21 protein-coding genes are annotated in these 18,859 nt (G+C 69.0%); 5 read left to right on the top strand and 16 right to left on the bottom strand.

Going from position 1 to position 18,859, the window contains the following annotated elements:
- Positions 1-35: 35 nt before the first annotated feature.
- On the bottom strand, positions 36-1,031 hold the full coding sequence (locus tag ABFX45_RS39560) for a FecCD family ABC transporter permease (protein ID WP_233439161.1): 996 nt from the start codon (positions 1,029-1,031) through the stop codon (positions 36-38).
- A 74-nt stretch (positions 1,032-1,105) separates the two neighbouring features.
- On the opposite strand from ABFX45_RS39560, the gene ABFX45_RS39565 reads away from it, so the two are divergent.
- Positions 1,106-2,074 carry an ABC transporter substrate-binding protein gene (locus ABFX45_RS39565; protein WP_109631209.1) on the top strand — a complete coding sequence of 323 codons (969 nt, stop codon included), beginning with the start codon at positions 1,106-1,108 and terminating at the stop codon, positions 2,072-2,074.
- Between the two features lie 68 nt (positions 2,075-2,142).
- On the opposite strand, the gene ABFX45_RS39570 is transcribed toward ABFX45_RS39565, so the two are convergent.
- From ABFX45_RS39570 to ABFX45_RS39580, 3 genes are all read right to left on the bottom strand, one after another.
- Positions 2,143-2,490 carry a histone-like nucleoid-structuring protein Lsr2 gene (locus tag ABFX45_RS39570; RefSeq protein WP_030471050.1) on the bottom strand — a complete coding sequence of 116 codons (348 nt, stop codon included), beginning with the start codon at positions 2,488-2,490 and terminating at the stop codon, positions 2,143-2,145.
- Positions 2,491-2,603: 113 nt separating this feature from the next.
- Entirely contained in the window at positions 2,604-4,058 is a 1,455-nt protein-coding gene (gene lysS, locus ABFX45_RS39575; RefSeq protein WP_109633057.1) for a lysine--tRNA ligase, read from the bottom strand.
- A gap of 85 nt (positions 4,059-4,143) precedes the next feature.
- The gene (locus ABFX45_RS39580) at positions 4,144-4,491 is read right to left on the bottom strand and encodes an inorganic pyrophosphatase (RefSeq protein WP_346135911.1); all 348 of its coding nucleotides are present in this window, start codon (positions 4,489-4,491) and stop codon (positions 4,144-4,146) included.
- A 41-nt stretch (positions 4,492-4,532) separates the two neighbouring features.
- On the opposite strand from ABFX45_RS39580, the gene ABFX45_RS39585 reads away from it, so the two are divergent.
- Positions 4,533-5,288, top strand: a complete 756-nt coding sequence (locus ABFX45_RS39585) for a class I SAM-dependent methyltransferase (RefSeq protein WP_346135913.1) — start codon at positions 4,533-4,535, stop codon at positions 5,286-5,288.
- Here ABFX45_RS39585 and ABFX45_RS39590 read toward each other — a convergent pair.
- The 5 genes from ABFX45_RS39590 to ABFX45_RS39610 all read right to left on the bottom strand — a co-directional run bounded on the left by ABFX45_RS39590 (position 5,278) and on the right by ABFX45_RS39610 (position 9,603).
- A complete protein-coding gene (locus ABFX45_RS39590; protein ID WP_109631200.1) occupies positions 5,278-6,069 on the bottom strand; it encodes a type III pantothenate kinase in 792 nt (263 codons plus the stop codon). The genes ABFX45_RS39585 and ABFX45_RS39590 overlap by 11 nt on opposite strands.
- Positions 6,070-6,079: 10 nt before the next feature.
- A complete protein-coding gene (panD, locus tag ABFX45_RS39595) occupies positions 6,080-6,562 on the bottom strand; it encodes an aspartate 1-decarboxylase (protein ID WP_109631197.1) in 483 nt (160 codons plus the stop codon).
- A 10-nt stretch (positions 6,563-6,572) separates the two neighbouring features.
- A complete protein-coding gene (gene panC, locus ABFX45_RS39600) occupies positions 6,573-7,463 on the bottom strand; it encodes a pantoate--beta-alanine ligase (RefSeq protein WP_109631194.1) in 891 nt (296 codons plus the stop codon).
- Position 7,464: 1 nt separating this feature from the next.
- Positions 7,465-8,355 carry a Rossmann-like and DUF2520 domain-containing protein gene (locus tag ABFX45_RS39605; RefSeq protein WP_109631191.1) on the bottom strand — a complete coding sequence of 297 codons (891 nt, stop codon included), beginning with the start codon at positions 8,353-8,355 and terminating at the stop codon, positions 7,465-7,467.
- 102 nt (positions 8,356-8,457) lie between these two features.
- Positions 8,458-9,603, bottom strand: coding sequence for a PrsW family intramembrane metalloprotease (locus ABFX45_RS39610; RefSeq protein WP_109631188.1), 1,146 nt, complete (start codon positions 9,601-9,603; stop codon positions 8,458-8,460).
- Positions 9,604-9,633: 30 nt separating this feature from the next.
- Here ABFX45_RS39610 and ABFX45_RS39615 point away from each other — a divergent pair, with 30 nt between their 5' ends.
- The 3 genes from ABFX45_RS39615 to ABFX45_RS39625 are packed head-to-tail and all read left to right on the top strand — an operon-like array spanning position 9,634 to position 12,106.
- Positions 9,634-10,548: an SAM-dependent methyltransferase gene (locus ABFX45_RS39615; RefSeq protein ID WP_346135917.1), complete on the top strand. Its 915-nt coding sequence runs from the start codon at positions 9,634-9,636 to the stop codon at positions 10,546-10,548.
- Between the two features lie 17 nt (positions 10,549-10,565).
- Positions 10,566-10,988 carry a DUF1203 domain-containing protein gene (locus tag ABFX45_RS39620; protein WP_346135919.1) on the top strand — a complete coding sequence of 141 codons (423 nt, stop codon included), beginning with the start codon at positions 10,566-10,568 and terminating at the stop codon, positions 10,986-10,988.
- Positions 10,989-11,020: 32 nt separating this feature from the next.
- Positions 11,021-12,106, top strand: a complete 1,086-nt coding sequence (locus ABFX45_RS39625) for an NADH-quinone oxidoreductase subunit D (RefSeq protein WP_346135921.1) — start codon at positions 11,021-11,023, stop codon at positions 12,104-12,106.
- On the opposite strand, the gene ABFX45_RS39630 is transcribed toward ABFX45_RS39625, so the two are convergent.
- From ABFX45_RS39630 to ftsH, 7 genes are read right to left on the bottom strand one after another with little or no spacing between them, the layout of a single operon-like run.
- The gene (locus ABFX45_RS39630; RefSeq protein WP_146231393.1) at positions 12,107-13,630 is read right to left on the bottom strand and encodes a DUF6779 domain-containing protein; all 1,524 of its coding nucleotides are present in this window, start codon (positions 13,628-13,630) and stop codon (positions 12,107-12,109) included.
- 51 nt (positions 13,631-13,681) lie between these two features.
- Complete coding sequence (locus ABFX45_RS39635; RefSeq protein ID WP_346135923.1) at positions 13,682-14,134, bottom strand: DUF3180 domain-containing protein; 453 nt, start codon at positions 14,132-14,134, stop codon at positions 13,682-13,684.
- Entirely contained in the window at positions 14,131-14,628 is a 498-nt protein-coding gene (gene folK / locus ABFX45_RS39640; protein WP_346135925.1) for a 2-amino-4-hydroxy-6-hydroxymethyldihydropteridine diphosphokinase, read from the bottom strand. The genes ABFX45_RS39635 and folK overlap by 4 nt, the downstream gene beginning before the upstream one ends.
- A complete protein-coding gene (gene folB / locus ABFX45_RS39645) occupies positions 14,625-15,017 on the bottom strand; it encodes a dihydroneopterin aldolase (protein ID WP_346135927.1) in 393 nt (130 codons plus the stop codon). Before folB ends, folK begins: the two co-directional genes overlap by 4 nt.
- Entirely contained in the window at positions 15,010-15,795 is a 786-nt protein-coding gene (folP, locus tag ABFX45_RS39650) for a dihydropteroate synthase (RefSeq protein ID WP_109633055.1), read from the bottom strand. The genes folB and folP overlap by 8 nt, the downstream gene beginning before the upstream one ends.
- A 32-nt stretch (positions 15,796-15,827) precedes the next feature.
- Positions 15,828-16,475 (bottom strand): GTP cyclohydrolase I FolE, encoded by a 648-nt coding sequence (gene folE / locus ABFX45_RS39655; RefSeq protein WP_109631160.1) that lies wholly within the window; start codon positions 16,473-16,475, stop codon positions 15,828-15,830.
- Positions 16,472-18,661: an ATP-dependent zinc metalloprotease FtsH gene (gene ftsH / locus ABFX45_RS39660; protein WP_109631155.1), complete on the bottom strand. Its 2,190-nt coding sequence runs from the start codon at positions 18,659-18,661 to the stop codon at positions 16,472-16,474. Before ftsH ends, folE begins: the two co-directional genes overlap by 4 nt.
- Between the last annotated feature and the right edge of the window lie 198 nt (positions 18,662-18,859).

Raw genomic sequence — 18,859 nt, forward strand, 5'->3', positions numbered from 1 at the left:
CAGTTTGAACGATGTGACTCCCAGCCTCAGCGCGGTCAAATCTTCACCAGCTTCTTGCGGCGCACCAGGAAGATGAAGAACGGCGCGCCGAGCAGCGCCAGCATCACGCCGACCTCCACTTCGGACGGACGGGCCACCACGCGGCCGAGGATGTCGGCGAGCAGGATCAGGATCGCGCCGACCACCGCGGAGAACGGCAGCAGCCAGCGGTAGTCCGGACCCGTGAACGCGCGTGCCACGTGCGGCACGACGAGACCGATGAACCCGATGGGCCCGCACGCCGCGACAGCCCCGCCCACCAGCAGCGTGATGGCGACGATGCCCAGCGTCCGCGTCATCCCGACGCGCACGCCCAGCGACTTGGCCACGTCCTCGCCCAGCGACAACGCGTTGAGCCCGGGCGCGTTGAGCGCCGCCATCACGAGGCCTACCACGAGGAACGGCAGCACCTGGTTCAGCACCGTGAGGTCGCGGCCCGCGATGGCGCCGACCTGCCAGAACCGGAACGCGTTGAGCGACTGCTGGTCGAGCAGCACGATCGCCGACACCAGGCCGTGCATCAGGGCCGAGACCGCGGCACCGGCCAACGCCAGCGTCACCGGCGACGGACCGCCCCTGCCCGCCGAGCCGAGCAGGAACACCACCACGCTCGCGATCATCGCGCCGGCGAAGGCGAACCAGATGTAGCCGACCAGCGACGAGACGCCGAGCAGGAAGATCGAGAGCACGACGGCGAGCGCGGCGCCGTGCGTGACGCCGAGGATGCCGGGGTCGGCCAGCGGGTTGCGCGTGTGACCCTGCATCAGCGCGCCGCCCACGCCGAGAGCGACGCCCACCACGATGCCGAGCAGCGTGCGCGGGATCCGGAGTTCACGGATCACCACGTCGTCCTCGACCCCGGTCGGCGTGAAGAGGCCGTGCCACACCCCGGACAGCGGGATTTCCTTCGAGCCGATCGCGATGCTAGCCAGGCACACGGCGACCAGCACGATCAGCAGGAAGAGCAGGCCGACCAACGACTTACGGCCCAATGCCCACCCCTCCAAATGCCCGACATATGCTCGGCGAAAGCCAGGTAAGCCTAACCGAATTTCTGGAGTCACCGATGCGAAGACCAGCTCTGATCAGTGTGGCGCTGCTCGCGCTCACCGCCTGTGGCCAGACGGCTACGACGAGCCCGAGTGCGCCAGCCGACCAGGGCTGGAAGCCGGTGACGATCGAGCACGCGATGGGCAGGACCGAGATCAAGGACCGGCCGGTGAAGGTCGCCGCGCTCGACTCCAGCTACGTGGACGCCGCGCTGGCGCTGGAGACCGAGGTCGTCGCGTACACCCGCTACCGCACCGACTCCCTGCCCGAGTACCTGGCGGCGGACGCGGCCAAGTACGCGAAGAACGCCAAGGCGGTCGGTGAGCTGGCCAGCCCGAACCTCGAGGAGCTCGCCACCATCGGCCCGGACCTGATCGTGTCCGCGAAGGTCAGGCACGAGCAGATCTACGACAAGCTGTCCAAGATCGGGCCGACGGTGTTCAGCACGACCACCGGGCCGACGTGGAAGGACAACATCCGCCTGCTCGGCAAGGCGCTCGGCAAGGAGGAGCTGGCGAACAAGAAGATCGCCGACTACGAGGCACGCGCCAAGAAGGTCGGCGACGCCATCCGCGCCAAGGCCGGCCACAACCCGTCGATCTCGCTGGCGCGGTTCGTCGGCGGTGAGCAGACCGTGCGGCTGTACACGGAGAAGTCGTTCCCCGGCGGTGTCCTGTTCGCCGACGCCGGCCTGGCCCGCCCCGCCGGGCAACCGACCTCGGAGAAGATCGCGGTCGACCTCAGCCAGGAGCAGATCTCCTCGCTCGACGCCGAGCGGATCTTCGTCTCCGCCTGGACGGACCCGAAGGGCGAAACGGAGAGGATCAAGGAACAATATTTGACCAACCCGTTGTGGAGTCAACTAAAAGGCCAGAAGCAGGACGTCTCCGATGTCGTTTGGGTCTCTTCGGTCAGCCTTCAGGGTGCACACGCGATGCTCGACGACCTCGCGAAGGGATTCGGAGTCGATCCAGCCCGTAGTTGATCAGTCACCCAAATAACACGAAGGGGTTCCAGGAATCATCCCGGAACCCCTTCGTGATTTACCGAATTTCAGCCCTGCTGGTGGTAGGCGTCGAGCACCTCGGCCGGGATGCGGCCCCGGTCCGACACCTTCATGCCCTGCTTGCGGGCCCACTCGCGAATGGCCTGGTTCTGCTCACGATCCGCCGATGCAGGGCGCGCCTTCACACCGGCCGGACGACCGGGGCCAACGCGCTTGCGACCGCCTGCACGACGTGCACTTCCCACGAAGTCGGCCAAGGCATCGCGAAGTTTGCCCGCATTCCCCGAAGAAAGGTCGATCGTGTAGCTGACACCGTCCAGCCCGAACTCGACGGTCTCCTCCGCAGTGGAGCCGTCCAGGTCGTCGACGAGGGTCACCGTGACCTTCTGCGCCATGCGTATCCTCCTGGACCCCGAATGCGCGGTCACCCGCACGCCAACTAATGCCTCTTGCGAGGCAGGTTAGCGCACGGGTGCCGCATTGCACCTATCGACATCCGGAAAGTTACTCATTCAGGGCGAACGAGCGGGAACAAGATGGTCTCCCGGATACCCAGACCCGTGAGGGCCATCAGCAGCCGATCGATACCCATTCCGACACCACCACTCGGTGGCATTCCGTACTCCAGTGATCGCAGAAAGTCCTCATCGATCGGCATCGCCTCGTGGTCGCCGGCCGCGCCAAGACGTGCCTGCGCTTCGAGGCGTTCGCGCTCGATGACCGGGTCCACCAGTTCGGAGTAACCGGTTCCCAGTTCGAAACCGCGCACGTACAGATCCCACTTTTCGGCGACGCCCGGCTTGCTGCGGTGCTGCCTGGTCAGCGGCGACGTCTCGACCGGGTAGTCGCGCACGAACGTGGGCAGGTAGAGCGAGTCGCACACCAGGTGCTCCCACAGCTCCTCGACCAGCTTGCCGTGCCCGAACTTGGGGTTGACCTCGAGTTCGTGCCGGTCACAGAGCTTGCGCAGCACCTCGGCAGGCGTCTCGGGGGTGATTTCCTCACCAACCGCCTCGGACAACGACTCGTAGATGCTGATCGTGGTCCATTCACCCGACAGGTCGTACTCGGTGCCGTCCGCCAAGGTGACGATCTGCGATCCCGTCACGGCTTCCGCGGCTTCCTGGATCAGCTCGCGCGTCAGCTTCGCGTTGGTGTCGTACGTGGCGTAGGCCTCGTAGTACTCCAGCATCGAAAACTCGGGCGAATGCGACGAGTCCACGCCCTCGTTGCGGAAGTTGCGGTTGATCTCGAAGACCTTCTCGATGCCGCCGACGACGCAGCGCTTCAAGTACAGCTCCGGCGCGATGCGCAGGAACAGGTCGATGTCAAGGGCGTTCGAGTGCGTGATGAACGGACGCGCGGACGCACCACCCTGCAGCGTCTGCAACATCGGCGTCTCGACTTCGAGGAATCCGCGCCGGTGGAACGAGTCGCGCAGAGAACGAACAACGTTCGCACGGGTCCGAACGGTGTCCCGCGCCAACGGCCGCAGGATGAGGTCGACGTATCGCTGGCGAATGCGAGTTTCCTCGCCGAGTTCCTTGTGCGCGACCGGCAACGGGCGCAACGACTTCGACGTCAGCTGCCACGAGTCGGCCATCACGGAAAGCTCGCCGCGGCGCGAGCTGATGACCTCGCCGTGGATGAAAACGTGGTCGCCGAGGTCGACGTCGGTCTTCCACTCGGAAAGCGCTTCTTCACCCACGCCGGCGAGGCTCAGCATCGCCTGCAGTTCGGTGCCGTCGCCTTCGCGCAACGTCGCGAAGCACAGCTTTCCGGTGTTGCGCATGAACATCACGCGCCCGGTCACTCCGACCATCTGGCCGGTCTGCGTGTCGGGTTCGAGTTCGGGATGCGCGTCGCGAATCTCGCGCAGCGTGTGCGTGCGCTCGACTTCGACGGGATACGGCTCCTTGCCGGAAGCGAGCAGCCGCGCACGCTTCTCCCGGCGCACGCGCATCTGCTCGGGCAGGTCCTCTTCGCTGGTCACGGGGTTTTGCTTCGGCTGCTCACTCACGCCGAGAAGGGTACGGAAGGCCGTTCCGTCAAAGCGAACCGGATACCCGTTTCACGAGGTGGCCACCGATTCCGAGATCCACGAGGAAGGCACGCGCAAGCTCTGCTTCCGCCGGCGTGCAATCGAGGAGGATCTTCACCTCGGCGTCGCGCTTCAGCACGTCGGCCGTCAGCAGCACGCCGGTGACCCCGGCACCGGTAGCCGTGCCGACGAACACGTCGATGCCGTCCCCGTCGCCGCCGGTGGTATCGCCCAGATGCCCGTAGTCCAGCGGATACACGGCATCCTGGTACCGCGGACGAGCCGTCCCGCGCGGCCGGTCGACCACCACGTCGGACGTGCGAACCAGCTCGTCCAACCCCGCGAAGAACCCCACCACGCCATTCTGGACGAACAGCCACGAACTAGGTTGGACGGATGGATCTACACGCGAGGCGAGCGGACTCGTTCGGTGACCAGGCCGAGGCCTACGCCGAACACCGGCCTGACTATCCCGTGGCGGCGATCCGGTGGGCTCTGGAGCCGCTAGGCACCTCGGAGCGGTTGGAAGTGATGGACCTCGCCGCCGGCACCGGCAAGCTGACCGCGGGTCTGGTCGCGGAGGGCCACCGCGTGACGGCCGTGGAGCCCAACGAGCAGATGCTGTCCGAGCTCGTGCGCCGCGTTCACGACGTGCGCGCGCTGCCCGGCCACGCGGAACACATCCCGGTTCCGGACCACACGATGGACGCCGTGCTGGTCGGCACCGCGTTCCACTGGTTCGACCAGGCGAAGGCGCTGCAGGAGATCGCGCGCGTGCTGCGGCCGGGCGGGGTCGTCGCGGCGATGTGGAACGAGCACGACCTGGACTCCGCGTGGCTGGCCGAGTTCGACCGGCTGTCGTCGACGAGCGTCGAGTCGCAGCGGCAGGACCCGACGGGCGTGATGACGCACCCGTCGTTCGGCCCGGTGGAGCGGCGGACGTTCCCGCACGCGCACCGCAGGGAGTCACCGGAAGCGCTCGTCGCCACGGTCAACACCCATTCGCGGATGCTCGTCGTCGACGACGAGGAGCGGGGTGCGATCAACGAGAAGATGCTCGCGTTCCTCCGCACGCGGCCGGAGACGTCGAACGGGCCGTTCGACGTCCCCCTGCGCACGGAGGTGTTCCGGGCGGTGCGCGTCAGCGAGTAGGCAGGTTGCGCTCGAAGACGAGCCGCAACCCCAGCAGGGTCAGGTCGGGCACGTGGTGCGCGATCTCCGAGGACTCCGAGACGACCAACGGCGCGAGGCCGCCGGTGGCGATCACGGTCACGGGACCGGGATCGGTCTGCTGGAGCTCCTCGGTGATCTTGCGCACCAGCCCGTCCACCTGGCCGACGAACCCGTAGACGATGCCGGACTGCAGGCACTCCACGGTGTTCTTGCCGATCACGTTGCGCGGCCTGACCAGCTCGACCTTGCGCAGCTGAGCGGCACGGGCGGCCAGTGCGTCGACCGAGATCTCGATGCCGGGTGCGAGCGCACCGCCGAGGAACTCGCCGCGCGACGAGATCACGTCGAGATTCGTGGACGTGCCGAAGTCGACCACGATGCACGAGGTCGAGTAGAGGTGGTGGGCGGCCAGCGTGTTGATCACACGGTCCGAGCCCACCTCCTTCGGGTTGTCGACGAGCAGCGGCACGCCGGTCTTCACGCCCGGCTCCACCAGCACCTTCGGCACGGTGTCGTAGTAGCGGCCGAGCATCACGCGCAGCTCGCGCAGCACCGCGGGGACGGTGGACAACGCGGAGATGCCGGTGATCTTGTCGGCGTACTCGCCGAGCAGGCCGCGCATGGTCAGCGCGAGCTCGTCGGCGGTCATCCGTGCGTCGGTGCGCATGCGCCAGTCGCGCACGAGCGGGGCCGTGTCGCCGACCCCGTCGTACAGGCCGAGCACGATGTTGGTGTTGCCGACGTCGATGGCGAGCAGCACGGTGCGTTCCTCAGTTCTCGGCCTGGATCAGCGCGTCCAGCGCGGTCGCCTCAACGGTCTCAGACGACGGTGACGAATTCGGGGCACTCGTGGAGCCGTTCACCAGACCGGAACCCTCTGGCGCGTGCGCCGGGTCGGCACCGAGGTCGACGACCTTGTTGTCAGCGTCCACGAAGACCACCCGCGGCTGGTAGGTGCGGGACTCGGCGTCGTCCATCTGCCCGTAGGCGATGAGGATGACGATGTCGCCGGGGTGCACGAGGTGTGCCGCCGCGCCGTTGATGCCCAGCACGCCGGAGCCGCGCTCACCGGGGATGACGTAGGTCTCCAGCCGCGCGCCGTTGGTGACGTCGACGATGGCGACCTGCTCGCCCGCCAGCAGGTCGGCGGCCTCCATCAGGTCCTCGTCCACCGTCACCGAACCGACGTAGTGCAGGTCGGCCTGCGTCACGGTGGCCCGGTGGATCTTGGACTTCAGCATCGTGCGGAACATGTCATTCCCCCTACTCGTCGCCTTCGCCGAGCAACACCGCGATGTTGTCGATCAGACGGGTGGAACCGACCTTGGCCGCCACGAGCAGCCTGGCGTCGCCGTTCTCCGGCGCGGGACCGAGGTCGACCCCGCGCAGCTCCAGGTAGTCCAGCTCGACCTCCGGCACCTGCGCCAGCACGTCGTGCGCCGCCTTGAGCACCGCGTCGGCGCCCTGCGAGCTGACGTGGGCACCCGCGGTGAGCGCGGCCGACAGCGTGACGGCGTGGTGGCGCTGCTCCGGCGTCAGGTAGGCGTTGCGCGACGACAGCGCCAGGCCGTCCTGCTCGCGTACCGTCGGCACGCCGACGACGTCGAGCGGGAAGTTCAGGTCCCGCGCCATCTTGTGGATCAGCTGCAGCTGTTGGTAGTCCTTCTGCCCGAACACCGCGAACGTGGGCTGCACGATGTTGAACAGCTTCGACACCACGGTCAGCACGCCCGCGAAGTGGCCGGGCCGTGACGCGCCCTCCAGCTCGTCTCCCAGCGGACCGGGGTGCACGGTGACCTGCGCACCATCGGGGTACATGTCCTCGGCGGACGGCGCGAACACCAGGCCCACGCGCTCCGCGCGGCAGATGTCCACATCGGACTCGAACTGGCGCGGGTACTTCGCGAGGTCCTCGTTCGGCCCGAACTGCAGCGGGTTCACGAAGATCGACACCACGACCACCGTGTTCTGCATGACCTGGGCCTCGCGGATCAGCTGCCGGTGGCCCGCGTGCAGAGCGCCCATCGTCGGCACCAGCGCGACGTTGCGGCCGGCGTTGCGCAGCGCGCGGACGACCCGGTTGAGCCGCTGCGGGTCGCGGTGCACCGTGACGTCGTCCGGGCGGTAGTCGTCCTTGGTCAGTGGCTTGGTCACGTCAGTCCTCAAGAGTGGTGCGAACGTCGTTGGCCGCGTCGGGCTTGAGCAACCCTGAGTGCTCGGCCCGTTCGACGGTGCGGCGGGCGAGCACGCGGTAGCTGGGCAGGATCTCGGGTGCCTGTGCGGCGAGCACGTCGAGGTGCTTGCGCAAGGTACCCGTGTCGCCGCGGGCGACCGGACCGGTGAGGCCTCGGTCACCGTGGCGCAGCGCGTTGTCGAGCGCGGCGGACAGCAACGGGCCGAGCAGGCGCTCGGCGTTGGCGACGCCGGCGTTGGTGAGCAGGTCGGCGGCGTCGCGGACCAGCGTGATCAGGTGGTTCGCCCCGTGGGCCAGTGCCGCGTGGTAGAGCGGGCGCACGGCCTCTGGCACCCGGACCGGTTCGGCGTCCATCTCCACGACCAGGGCCTCGCCGACGCTCCACGCCACCTCGTCGCCGTCGGCAGCGGTGACGCCGACGCACGCGGCGCTCATCCGCTGCAGGTCCTCCGACCGTCCGGTGAAGGTCATGACGGGGTGCAGCGCGAGCGTGAGGGCACCGAGCGCAGCAGCGGGTTCGAGCACCTTGACGCCCTGGGCGCCACTGGTGTGCACGATGATCTGGCCCGCACGCAGCGAGTCCGTGGCGACCAGGCCTTTCACCAAGCCCGCGAGTTCGTCGTCGGGAACGGCCAGCAGCACGAGATCAGCGAGCTTGGCGACTTCCGTCGGGTCCTCGATCGGGACACCGGGCAGCAGCTCCTCGGCGCGGTTGCGGGAGGCCTGGGAGACGGCGGACGTGCCGACCACCACGTGGCCCGTCCTGGCCAGCGCGGCGCCCAGCACGGAACCGACCCTGCCTGCCGAGATGACACCAACGGCGAGCCTGGCCGGACGTGGGGTCGCGTCCATGCGACTAACTCCTTCTGACGTTCCAGTCCCGGTTCGGGTACCAGACGACGCCGCCGAGGGTAGACCGGCGTTCACCTGGATGTACCTGGTCGGTGACCGGATTCACCGGCGTGCGGCCGCCCTGGCGGCGTGCAGGGTGTCGAGCAGCACCCCGTGGCGGTGCTCGGCGCTCTGACCCGCTGTTCCCTGTTCGATGCGGTGGCGCAGGAACGCCAGCTCGGTGACGGCGATCTGGTAGGTCTTCACGGACTTGGCCGCCGCGTCACCGGACTTGCGCTTGACCGCCCGCAGCCAGTTCCTGCGCCCGTTGAGGCTGGCCAGCAGCGCCACCTCGCTGTTGGCGATCCACCGGTTCTGCGCCATCGCGGCCAGCTGGCCGGCCACGATCCGCTGCTCCCTGCGGCGCTGCCAGACCACGATCGAGACCGCACCGGCGAACACAGGCACCATGATCAGGAAGTACAGGTTGATGAAGTCCGACCCGGTGCCGACCGTCGTGGAGAAGTTCCACAGCGAGTGCAGGCCGACCGCGGTGAGGTAGCCGCCGATCGGGGCGAGGATCCGCACCGTGGCGTTGCCGGTGCTCGCCGCGATGCCGACACCGATGCCGGTCATGGCCGTGAACAGCGGGTGCGCGAACGGCGACAGCACCCCGCGCAGGACGAACAGCGCGATCACGCCGCCACCCATGTTGCCGAGCCCGTTCTCCAGGAAGACCCGGCCGAAGTACCAGATGTTCTCGGTGAACGCGAAGCCCGCGGCCGTGATGCCCGCGTAGACCATGCCGTCCACGACGCCGTCGAACTCGTGCCGGCGGCGCAGGAAGACCGCGAGCAGGAACGCCGCCTTGGTCGCCTCCTCGACGATCGGCGCCCCGACGACGGCGGTGAACGTCGTGCCGTCCTGGTAGAGCAGGTCACCGAGCACACGGCTGGTCTGGTTGAACGCGAGCGAGCTGATCGTCGCTCCGCACGCTCCCCACACGAACGCGAAGAGCAGCATCTTCGCCGGTTCCGGCTCCCAGCGGTCGATCCACAGGAACGCGCTCACCACGAACGCGACGGGGATCAGCGCCGCGGCGGCACCGACCAGCAGCGGCTCGATGCCGATGGCCGACGTGCCCAGTGCGAACAGCACCAGCCCGGCGGCGGCGAGGGCGATCAGCGCCACGACGGGGAACAGGACGGTCCAGCGGCGCTGCTCGATGCGCTTGCGGGTCGGCGTCGGCGTGAGGTCGGCGTCGGTCACGGGAAATGACCTTAGATGCACACTTGTCCGATGTTCGACTGGGAAGCCGCTTGGCACTCCGCTCTGTACGGCCCAGGTGGCTTCTTCGCGCGCGGTGAGAAGCCGTCGTCGCACTTCCGCACGTCGCCACTGGTGGGCCCGGAGCTGGCCACGGCGCTTCTGGAGCTGTTGTCACGGGTGGACGCCGCTCTCGGATTCCCCCCGGTCGTGGACTTCGTCGACGTCGGCGCGGGCGGGGGTGAGCTGGCGTTCGCGGTGCGTCGGCTGGCGTCGGGATCGCTGGCGTCCCGGTTGCGCGTGACGGCTGTCGAACTCGGTCCTCCCGTTGAGCTGCCTGGGGTTCGGTGGGTTTCCGAGGTGCCTTCGTGTGTCGGGCTGCTGGTCGGGCACGAGTGGCTCGACTCGATTCCGTGCCCGGTGGTGACCGGGCCTTCCACCGATCCGTGGATCACCCGGTGGTGGCCTTCGCTGCGTGACGGTGAGCAGGCCGAGGTGGGGGCGCCCCGGGATGCCGCCTGGGCCGCCGCGGTCTCTTCGGTGCGCGGCGCGGCCTTGGCGATCGACTACGGGCATCTGGTGTCGTCTCGGCGGTTCACGTTGACCGGGTATCGCGCCGGGCGTCAGGTGCCGCCGGTGTTCGACGGGTCCTGCGACATCACCGCGCACGTCGCCTTCGACTCGGCCGCCTCGGCCGCCGGCGGGGGCTGGGTGCTGGTGTCGCAACGGGATGCGCTGGCCGCGCTGGGCCTGGCCGGTTCGGCCTCCGGTTCGGGCTGGGAGTGGCTGGAGTCGGCGGCGCGAGCCGGGCGGGTCGCCGAACTGCGCGACCCGTCAGGTCTGGGCGGGTTCGGCTGGCTGCTGCACGGCAACGGGGTGGCCGTCGCGGACCTGCTGCCCGCGCTGCCGCCCTGGCGTCCGAATCCCGCCAGCTTTCCGGAGTCCTGAGGACGATCGTTGTCGGCATGCGAATCCACAACGTGCCGACGTCCGCCGCCCTGTCCGACCCCGGTCGCGAGTACCGCGCCTCCGAACCGGACGCGCCGCTGCGCTGCTGCCTGCGGAAGTCGCTGCCGGACGAGCCGGTCTGGTTGTTCCGCTACTCGCCTTCGTCGGGCAAGGGACCGTACGCCGAGGTCGGACCGATCTTCACCCACGTGGACTGTCCCGACGAGCCTTCGTTGGATCGCCTTCCTGTCGAACTGTTGAACAATCCCCGGATTCTACGTTCCTACAACGCCGCAGGTCAGATCCATGACGGCGAGGTGGTGGAGCTCGGATCGTTCGATCGTGTGATCGAAGGATTGTTCAACAATCCCGAGATCGAGTCGCTCCAGGTCCGCAGCGTCTCGCACGGGTGCTTCTACTTCGCGATCACCAGGGCGTGAGCGGCCGCGCGAGAGCGTGAAACCATGCTCTGGTGAGCGAGCAGATCACCGTCGGCGTGGGTGCGGGCGCCCAGTACCTGGGCGTGGACCGCGTGATCGACCTGGGCCCCCTGCACCCGTCCGCCCACGGCGCCTACCGCCTGCGCCTGACCGTCACACCAGACCTGGTGATCACCGCCGCCGAGCCGCTCGTCGGCCACCTGCACCGCGGCGCCGAGAAGCTGTTCGAGGTCCGCGACTACCGCCAGGTGTTGACGCTCGCCAACCGGCACGACTGGCTCTCCGCGTTCTGCAACGAACTGGCCGTCGCGCTGGCCGTCGAACGCATGACGGGCATGGACGTCCCGGCGCGCGCCCAGTGGCTGCGCGCCCTGCTCTGCGAACTCAACCGGCTGATGGCGCACATGGTCTTCCTGACCCCGTTGTGCCCCAACGCCGCCGCGTACCGCGAAGGCGTGCAGTCGCTGATGGAAGAGGCGTCGGGCGGCCGCATCCACTTCATGTTCAACCGGATCGGCGGCCTGCGCGAGGACGTCCCGGCGGGCTGGACGTCCAGGGTGGGCGACTTCTTGTCCACTGTGGACGTCAGTCGGCTGGAGGTCGACTTCTCGAAGCTGGAAGGGCTCGGGGTTCTGCCGTACGCCGACGCGTTGGCGTACGGCGTCACCGGGCCGATCGGGCGCGCCAGCGGTGTGGACTTCGATCTGCGGCGTGATGACCCGTTGCCCGCCTACAAGTCGTTGTCGGTCACGCCTGTCGTGCGGACCGAGGGCGACGCCGCTGCGCGCGTGCGGTGCCTTCTGGACGAGGCACGGCTGTCCGTGACGTTGGCGGCGAAGTGCTTGGAACAGCTGCCTTCCGGGCCGGTGAACGTCCGCCTGCCCAAGGCGATCAAGGCACCCGAGGGCTCGGTCTACACGCGCGTCGAGGCCCCACTGGGCACCTCGGGTGTGCACCTGTCGTCCCGCGGCGAGAAGACGCCGTGGCGCCTCAAGCTCCGGACGCCGTCGTTCAACAACGTTCAGGCGCTGTCGGCGCTGTTGCCGGGTACCGCGGTGGACGACCTGCCGGCCGTGTTGAGCAGCTTCGCCGTCATCGTCGGCGACATCGACAAGTAACTAGTCGTCGCGGCGACGCCGGCGACGAGGCGCGTCGCCACCGCCCAGGGACGCCAGCAGCTCGCTCACGGACTTGCCGTCGGCGTGCGCACCCGACGGGTCTTCCGGCGCTGCCCTGCGTCCGGTCGAGACCGCGGGCAGGCGCGTGGACGAGTCCTCCGCGACCCTGCGGCCGGCGACCGGTGCCTCGTCCGGCGCGGACCGGCGTCCGGTCGGCACCACCGGCAGCCGGGTCGAGGACTGGTCGGCAGCCCTGCGGCCGGACGGCGGCAGCGACACCAGCGAGTCCTCTGCCGAACGCCTGGACGAAGTCTCACGCGACGGCGCGTCGTCGTCGGCGCGTCGTCGGCCACCGGAAGAGCCACCGCTGGACGGCTTCAAGGTCTCCCACGAGCCGCTGTCCTGATCGGCCTCCGGACGCTCGTCGGCACGGCGGCGGCCACCACCGGCGGGCTGTCGCGGCTCGGCGGCGAACGCCTTCGGGTCGATCATCTCGGTGCGCTCGGCCACGCGGGAACGCGGCTCCGGCTTGCGCGTCTCGACGGCCTTGGCGACCGCGGCGGGTGCCTTCGGCTGCTCGGCCGGGCGCGGCAGCGGTTCGGCGCGGTTCTGCGGCTGCGGGCGCGGCACGCGTTCGGTGCGGTGGGCCTGCGCCTGCACGGGCTGGGGCTTGGCGGGCGGTGCCTTGACCGTCGGCGGCTGAGAGACGGGAGGCGTGTTGACGCCGCCGAGTCGTGCTGCCGCTCCAGCGCCCGCCGGACGCTGCTGCGGACGCGCGGGCTCCTGCTTCACGGCCTTCACCGGCTCGCGGCGGACCACGGCCGGCTGCGGGCGGGGCGAGGTGCGGGTCGGCTCCGGACGCGCCGGCTCCGGGCGGGCGGGCTCACGGCGCGGCGGCTGCACCTTGGCGTCGTGGGCTACGCGTTCGATCAGCTCGGTGCGCTCGGACGGCTTCTCCGCCGCGGCCGACATCGAGGTCGTGATCGCGGGTTTGGCGTTGATGACGCGCTTCTCCTGCAACGAGGACAGGCGTTGGGCGTCGGAGGCCAGGGAACGCAGGCGGGTCGACTCGGCGCGCAGTGCGACGCGTTCGACGAGGACGTCGCCACCCAGCAGGGCTTCGAGGTTGTCCCGCAACGCTCTCAGGTCGGCGCGCAGCGACTCGATGTCCGCGCGCGACTCCTCCTCGATCCGCTTGCGCGTCTCGGACTCGATCTCGAGCTCGTACTCGCGGCGGGCGGCCACCTCGCGCTCGAGCTCCAGCTCGTAGACGGACTGGAGGTCGGCCACCTCGTCGTCACGCTCAGCGACCTGCTTGCGGTACTTGGCGGCGAGGAAGGCGCCCACCAGCGCCGCCCACAGCGCGGCCACCACGGCCAGGCGCAGCATGCGGGCGCTGTCACTCGCCACGAGCACCGCCGCGGCCGCCAGGGCGAGCGTCAATGCCGCTACTAACAGCAATCGCCCGGAGCCACGACCGTGATCTTCCTGCTCGCCGTCGATCGACGCGCCTCGCCCGGTCATGCGCACTACGGTACCGCGTAGTTATGCGACTGAGACCCTACGGCCGGGTATCTAATCCTTCCCCGGCGTCTCCGTCGGCGTCTTGCAGCAGTGTTCCAACCAGAGCGCGGCAGCCGTCAGGGCAACGGCCGAAGTCATCCCGACAACGGCCGCAACCAGGTCGTTCCCCGCCTCCGGGAACGAGTCGCGCACCGGGAAGACGTAGATCAGCAAGCCGGTCCAGGCACCGAACATCAACGCGCCCAAAACCGACGAGGCCTTCGCCAGCGCCACCGCTCGGGCGGCGGTCAACGGCTCGACGGGCCGGGCACCAGGACGACGCTGGATCCGCGCCCGCAGGCTGAACGCGAACACGACCTCGACCACGGCGATGACGAAGAGCGTCGACCCCGCCAGCCGGGGCAACGGTGGCAGCGTGTCGTACGCGAGACGCAGCAGCAGATGGGCCAGCAGCCCGGCGATGATCGCAATCGTCGCCAGGTCGCGGGGGCGGGTGAACCTCACGAGTCCATCCAACCCGAAGTCAGCACCAGATCGTCGCGCCGACGCACGCCGTCGGACGAAAACGGCAGCGCGGCAACGGGTCCGTGGCCCGGCAGCACCGCGTCGGGTTCGACGTCGAGCCACGGGATGAGGACCGTCGCGCGCTCAAACGCCCCAGGATGCGGCAGAAGCAGCTCCGGGTGGTCCGAAGTCACCCCGTCCACGGAAACCACGTCCACGTCCAACGTGCGCGGTCCCCAGCGCTTCTCCCGCACGCGGCCGGCGGCGTTCTCGAGCTCCTGGCCGCGCCGCAGCCAGCCCCACTCGTCGACGTCGTCCGCGGACACGATCACGATGGCGTTCAAGAAGTCCGGCTGGTCCTCCACGCCCCACGCCGCCGTTTCGTACACGGGCGACACTGCGACGACGAACGGCCGCAACCCGTCCACGACGGACCGCAGGAACGCGAAGCGGTCGCCCAGGTTCGACCCGATCGAGAGGACAGCGCGGGTCAACGGGCTTCCTTCGGCAGCGGTGCCGCCAGCCTGCGCGAGCGGCGGATCGTCACCGACACGTCGTCGAAGGTCAACGGGATCGGCGCGGACGGCTTGTGGACGGTGACCTCCACGGCGTGCAGCCGGGTGTCGGTCATCGCGGCGTCGGCGATGCGGCCGGCCACCGTCTCGATGAGATCGCACGGTTCGCCACCGACGATCACAGCGGCCATCTCGGCGAGCTCGCCGTAGTGGTAGGTCTGGGTGAGATCGTCCGTGCGGGACGCCGAGCTGAGGTCGAGCCACAGCGTGATGTCCACGACGAACTCCTGGCCGTCGCGCTTCTCGTGCTCGAAAACGCCGTGGTTGCCGCGGACCCTCAGGCCCGTCAACGCGATCCGGTCAGCCATGTCCCCGCCTCCACGCACCGGCGACGGCGACCGCGTCCAGCGACCGGTCGACGTCGTGCACCCGCACACCCCACGCTCCGTTGAACGCGGCAAGAGCAGACACCGCCGCGGTCGCGTCTTCCCTGCCGTCCGGTGGACGGTTGCCGAGCAGCGTGCCGAGGAAGCGTTTGCGCGACGCACCCACCAGCACCGGGAAGCCCAGCTCGACCAGCTCGTCCAGGCGCTGCAACAGCTCCCAGTTGTGGTCACCGAGCTTCGCGAAACCCAGGCCGGGATCCAGCACGATCGACGACTCCGCGACACCGGCCGCCAACGCCGCCTCGACGCGCTCCAGCAACTCGGTGCGCACGTCCATCACGACGTCGTCGTACGTCGCCAACGAGTCCATCTCCGTGCTGTGCCCCCGCCAGTGCATCAGCACGTACGGCACCCCGGCCGCGGCCACCACGGACGCCATCTCCGGATCGGCCAGGCCGCCGGAGACGTCGTTCACGATCGACGCGCCCGCCTCCAGCGCCGCCGACGCGACCGCGGCGCGCATCGTGTCCACGCTGACCGGCACGCCCTCTGCGACCAGCGCGCGGATCACCGGTACAACGCGCGCGATCTCCTCGGCCGGCTCGACGCGCTCGGCACCGGGACGGGTCGACTCGCCACCGACGTCGATCAGGTCGGCCCCGCGCGCGTGCATCGCGATGCCGTGCGCGACCGCGTCCCGCCGGTCGAGGTAGCGGCCTCCGTCCGAGAACGAGTCGGGCGTCACGTTGAGCACGCCCATCACGACGCACCGGCCCGGCTTCGGCAACGAGCTCACCGCAACCGGCCCCTGATCAGCTCGATCGCCTCCGCCCTCGACGAGGCGGACGTGCGCAGCAGCCCGCGCACCGCGGACGTCGTCGTGCGCGAACCAGGCTTGCGCACACCGCGCATGCCCATGCACAGGTGCTCGGCCTCGACGACCACGATCACGCCGCGCGGCTCCAGCCTGCGCACCAGCGCGTCGGCGACCTGCGAGGTCAGCCGTTCCTGCACCTGCGGGCGCTTCGAGTAGAGGTCGACGAGCCGCGCGAGCTTCGACAGACCCGTCACCCGGCCCGCCTCGTTCGGGATGTACCCGACGTGGGCGACGCCGTGGAACGGCAGCAGGTGGTGCTCGCAGAAGCTGAACATCGGGATGTCGGTGACGAGGACGAGCTCCTCGTGGCTCTCGTCGAACGTCTTCGCGAGCACGCTGTCCGCGTCGGTGTAGAGGCCCGCGAACAACTCCCGGTAAGCCCGCGCCACTCGAGCGGGTGTCTCGCGCAGGCCCTCGCGCTCCGGATCCTCACCGCACGCGATCAACAGCTCGCGCACCGCTGCCTCTGCTCGCGCATGGTCGAAGACCCGCCGCGCGGAGACGCCGGCCTCCCCGTTGCGGGTGAGACCGGCGTCTGCGTCGAGCTGGTTCTGCTCCGTCACTGCCGCTCGTCCTGGTCAGGCTGCGGCTTCTTCGGCTCCCAGACGTTGTGCGGCTTGCCGCCGGGCACGGTCGCCGGGGTCCATCCGGGCGGGGCGCCGTAGTTCGGCGGACCCGCCTGGTTCGTCGGCTGCACCGGCTGGTGCACGCCGTTGGACCCGTTCGGCGACGGCAACTCCTCGGTGACCGGCTCGGCAGCAGCGGGCTCCGCCTGCTGAGAGTCGTCCTCGAGCGTGTCCTCGACGACCGGGGGCCACGGCTCGCCGCGCTCCTTGGCGAGCTCGCCAGGGGTCTTGATCGGCGGGATGTCGGACGGCGTGCGGTCACCGAAGTCGTTGAACTGGGTGATCCGCGGCCGCTTCTCGACGCCCGCGAAGATCCGCTCCAGGTCCTTGCGGTGCAGCGTCTCCTTCTCGAGCAGCTCGCGCGTGAGGTTGTCGAGGACGTCGCGGTAGGTGTTGAGCACCTCGTACGCCTCGGTGTGCGCCGCCTCGATGAGCTTGCGCACCTCCTCGTCGATCTCGTGCGCGACCTCGAGCGAGTAGTCCGCCTGACGGCCCGCCGAGCGGCCGAGGAACGGCTCGCCCTGCTCCTGGCCGTACTTCACCGCGCCGAGCCGCGCGCTCATGCCGTACTCGGTGACCATCGCGCGGGCGATCTTGGTCGCCTGCTCGATGTCGTTGGACGCACCCGTGGTGGGCTCGTGGAACACGAGCTCCTCCGCCGAGCGGCCACCCAGTGCGAACACCAGCCGCGCGATCATCTCGGACCTGGTCATCAGGTCCTTGTCCTCCTCAGGCACCGCCAGGGCGTGACCACCCGTGCGGCCGCGGGCGAGGATCGTGACCTTGTAGAGCGGGTCGATGTCCGGCATGGCCCACGCAGCGAGCGCGTGGCCCGCCTCGTGGTACGCGGTGATCTTCTTCTCCTTCTCGGAGATGAGCCGGCTCTTGCGGGCCGGACCACCGATCACGCGGTCGACCGACTCCTCCAGCGCGGCCGCCGTGATGACGTGGCCGTTCTGGCGGGCGGTGAGCAGTGCCGACTCGTTGATCACGTTCGCCAGGTCGGCGCCGGAGAAACCGACGGTGCGCTTGGCGAGACCGTCGAGGTCGGCGTCGGCGGCCAACGGCTTGCCCTTGGCGTGCACCCGGAGGATCTGCCTGCGGCCCTTCATGTCCGGTGCGGACACCGGGATCTGGCGGTCGAAGCGGCCGGGACGCAGCAGGGCCGGGTCGAGGATGTCGGGACGGTTCGTCGCCGCGATCAGGATGATCCCGCCACGCGAGTCGAAGCCGTCCATCTCGACGAGCAGCTGGTTCAGCGTCTGCTCGCGCTCGTCGTGACCGCCGCCGAGACCGGCACCGCGGTGCCGGCCGACCGCGTCGATCTCGTCGACGAAGATGATGCACGGCGCGTTCTGCTTGGCCTGTTCGAAGAGGTCGCGCACACGCGAGGCACCGACACCGACGAACATCTCGACGAAGTCCGAACCGGAGATCGAGTAGAACGGCACGCCGGCCTCACCGGCGACAGCCCTGGCGAGCAGCGTCTTACCGGTTCCCGGCGGGCCGTACAGCAGCACGCCCTTCGGGATCTTCGCGCCGAGCGCCTGGTAGCGGCCGGGGTTCTGGAGGAAGTCCTTGATCTCCTCGAGCTCCTCGACGGCCTCCTCGGCACCGGCGACGTCGGAGAACGTCGTCTTGGGCATGTCCTTGGACAGCTGCTTGGCCTTGGACTTGCCGAAGTTCAGAACGCGGTTGCCGCCGCCCTGAGCGTTGTTCATCATCCACATCAGCAGCAGCAACAGCAGGCCGAGCGGCACGAGGTAGATCAAGATCTGCATCAGGATGGACTCCTGGCTGACCTTGGTCTCCACGGTCGGCTTGTTGCCGGCCTGGTCGAGGACGTTGAAGATCTCGTCCGTGGCGCTGGCCGGGAACTGCGTGATGAGGCGGTTGCTGCCCTCGAACGTCGTTCCGTCGGTGAGGGTGAGCCGGAGCCGCTGCTCCTTGTCCTCGATCGTGGCTTCCTTGACCTTGCCGTCCCGCACCTGTTGGAGTGCTTGGGACGTCTTGACCGGGTGGTAGCCCCGTGAGTCGTCGAAGAGCACGGTGAAGACGAAGTAGAGCAGCAACACCGCAGCGATCCACAGCAGCGGGTTGCGAAGCAGGCGCTTGCGGTCCATGCACTTACGGCCGGCGGGCGGCCTCGACCCTCCCTGACTTGCGCGTCGGGCAGTGGAAGACCCACATACCGCGTCCGACCAGCCTACCGCCCGCTGGTCGGGTACTGAGCAACCAACGGTCGGGGGCGGTCCCGGGTTCCCACGCGTGACCGCTGCCACGCACGTTCACGCAGTTTGGTTCATCCGGAACAAATACGG

The organism is Lentzea roselyniae (assembly GCF_039537795.1).
GTDB classification, from domain to species: domain Bacteria; phylum Actinomycetota; class Actinomycetes; order Mycobacteriales; family Pseudonocardiaceae; genus Lentzea; species Lentzea atacamensis.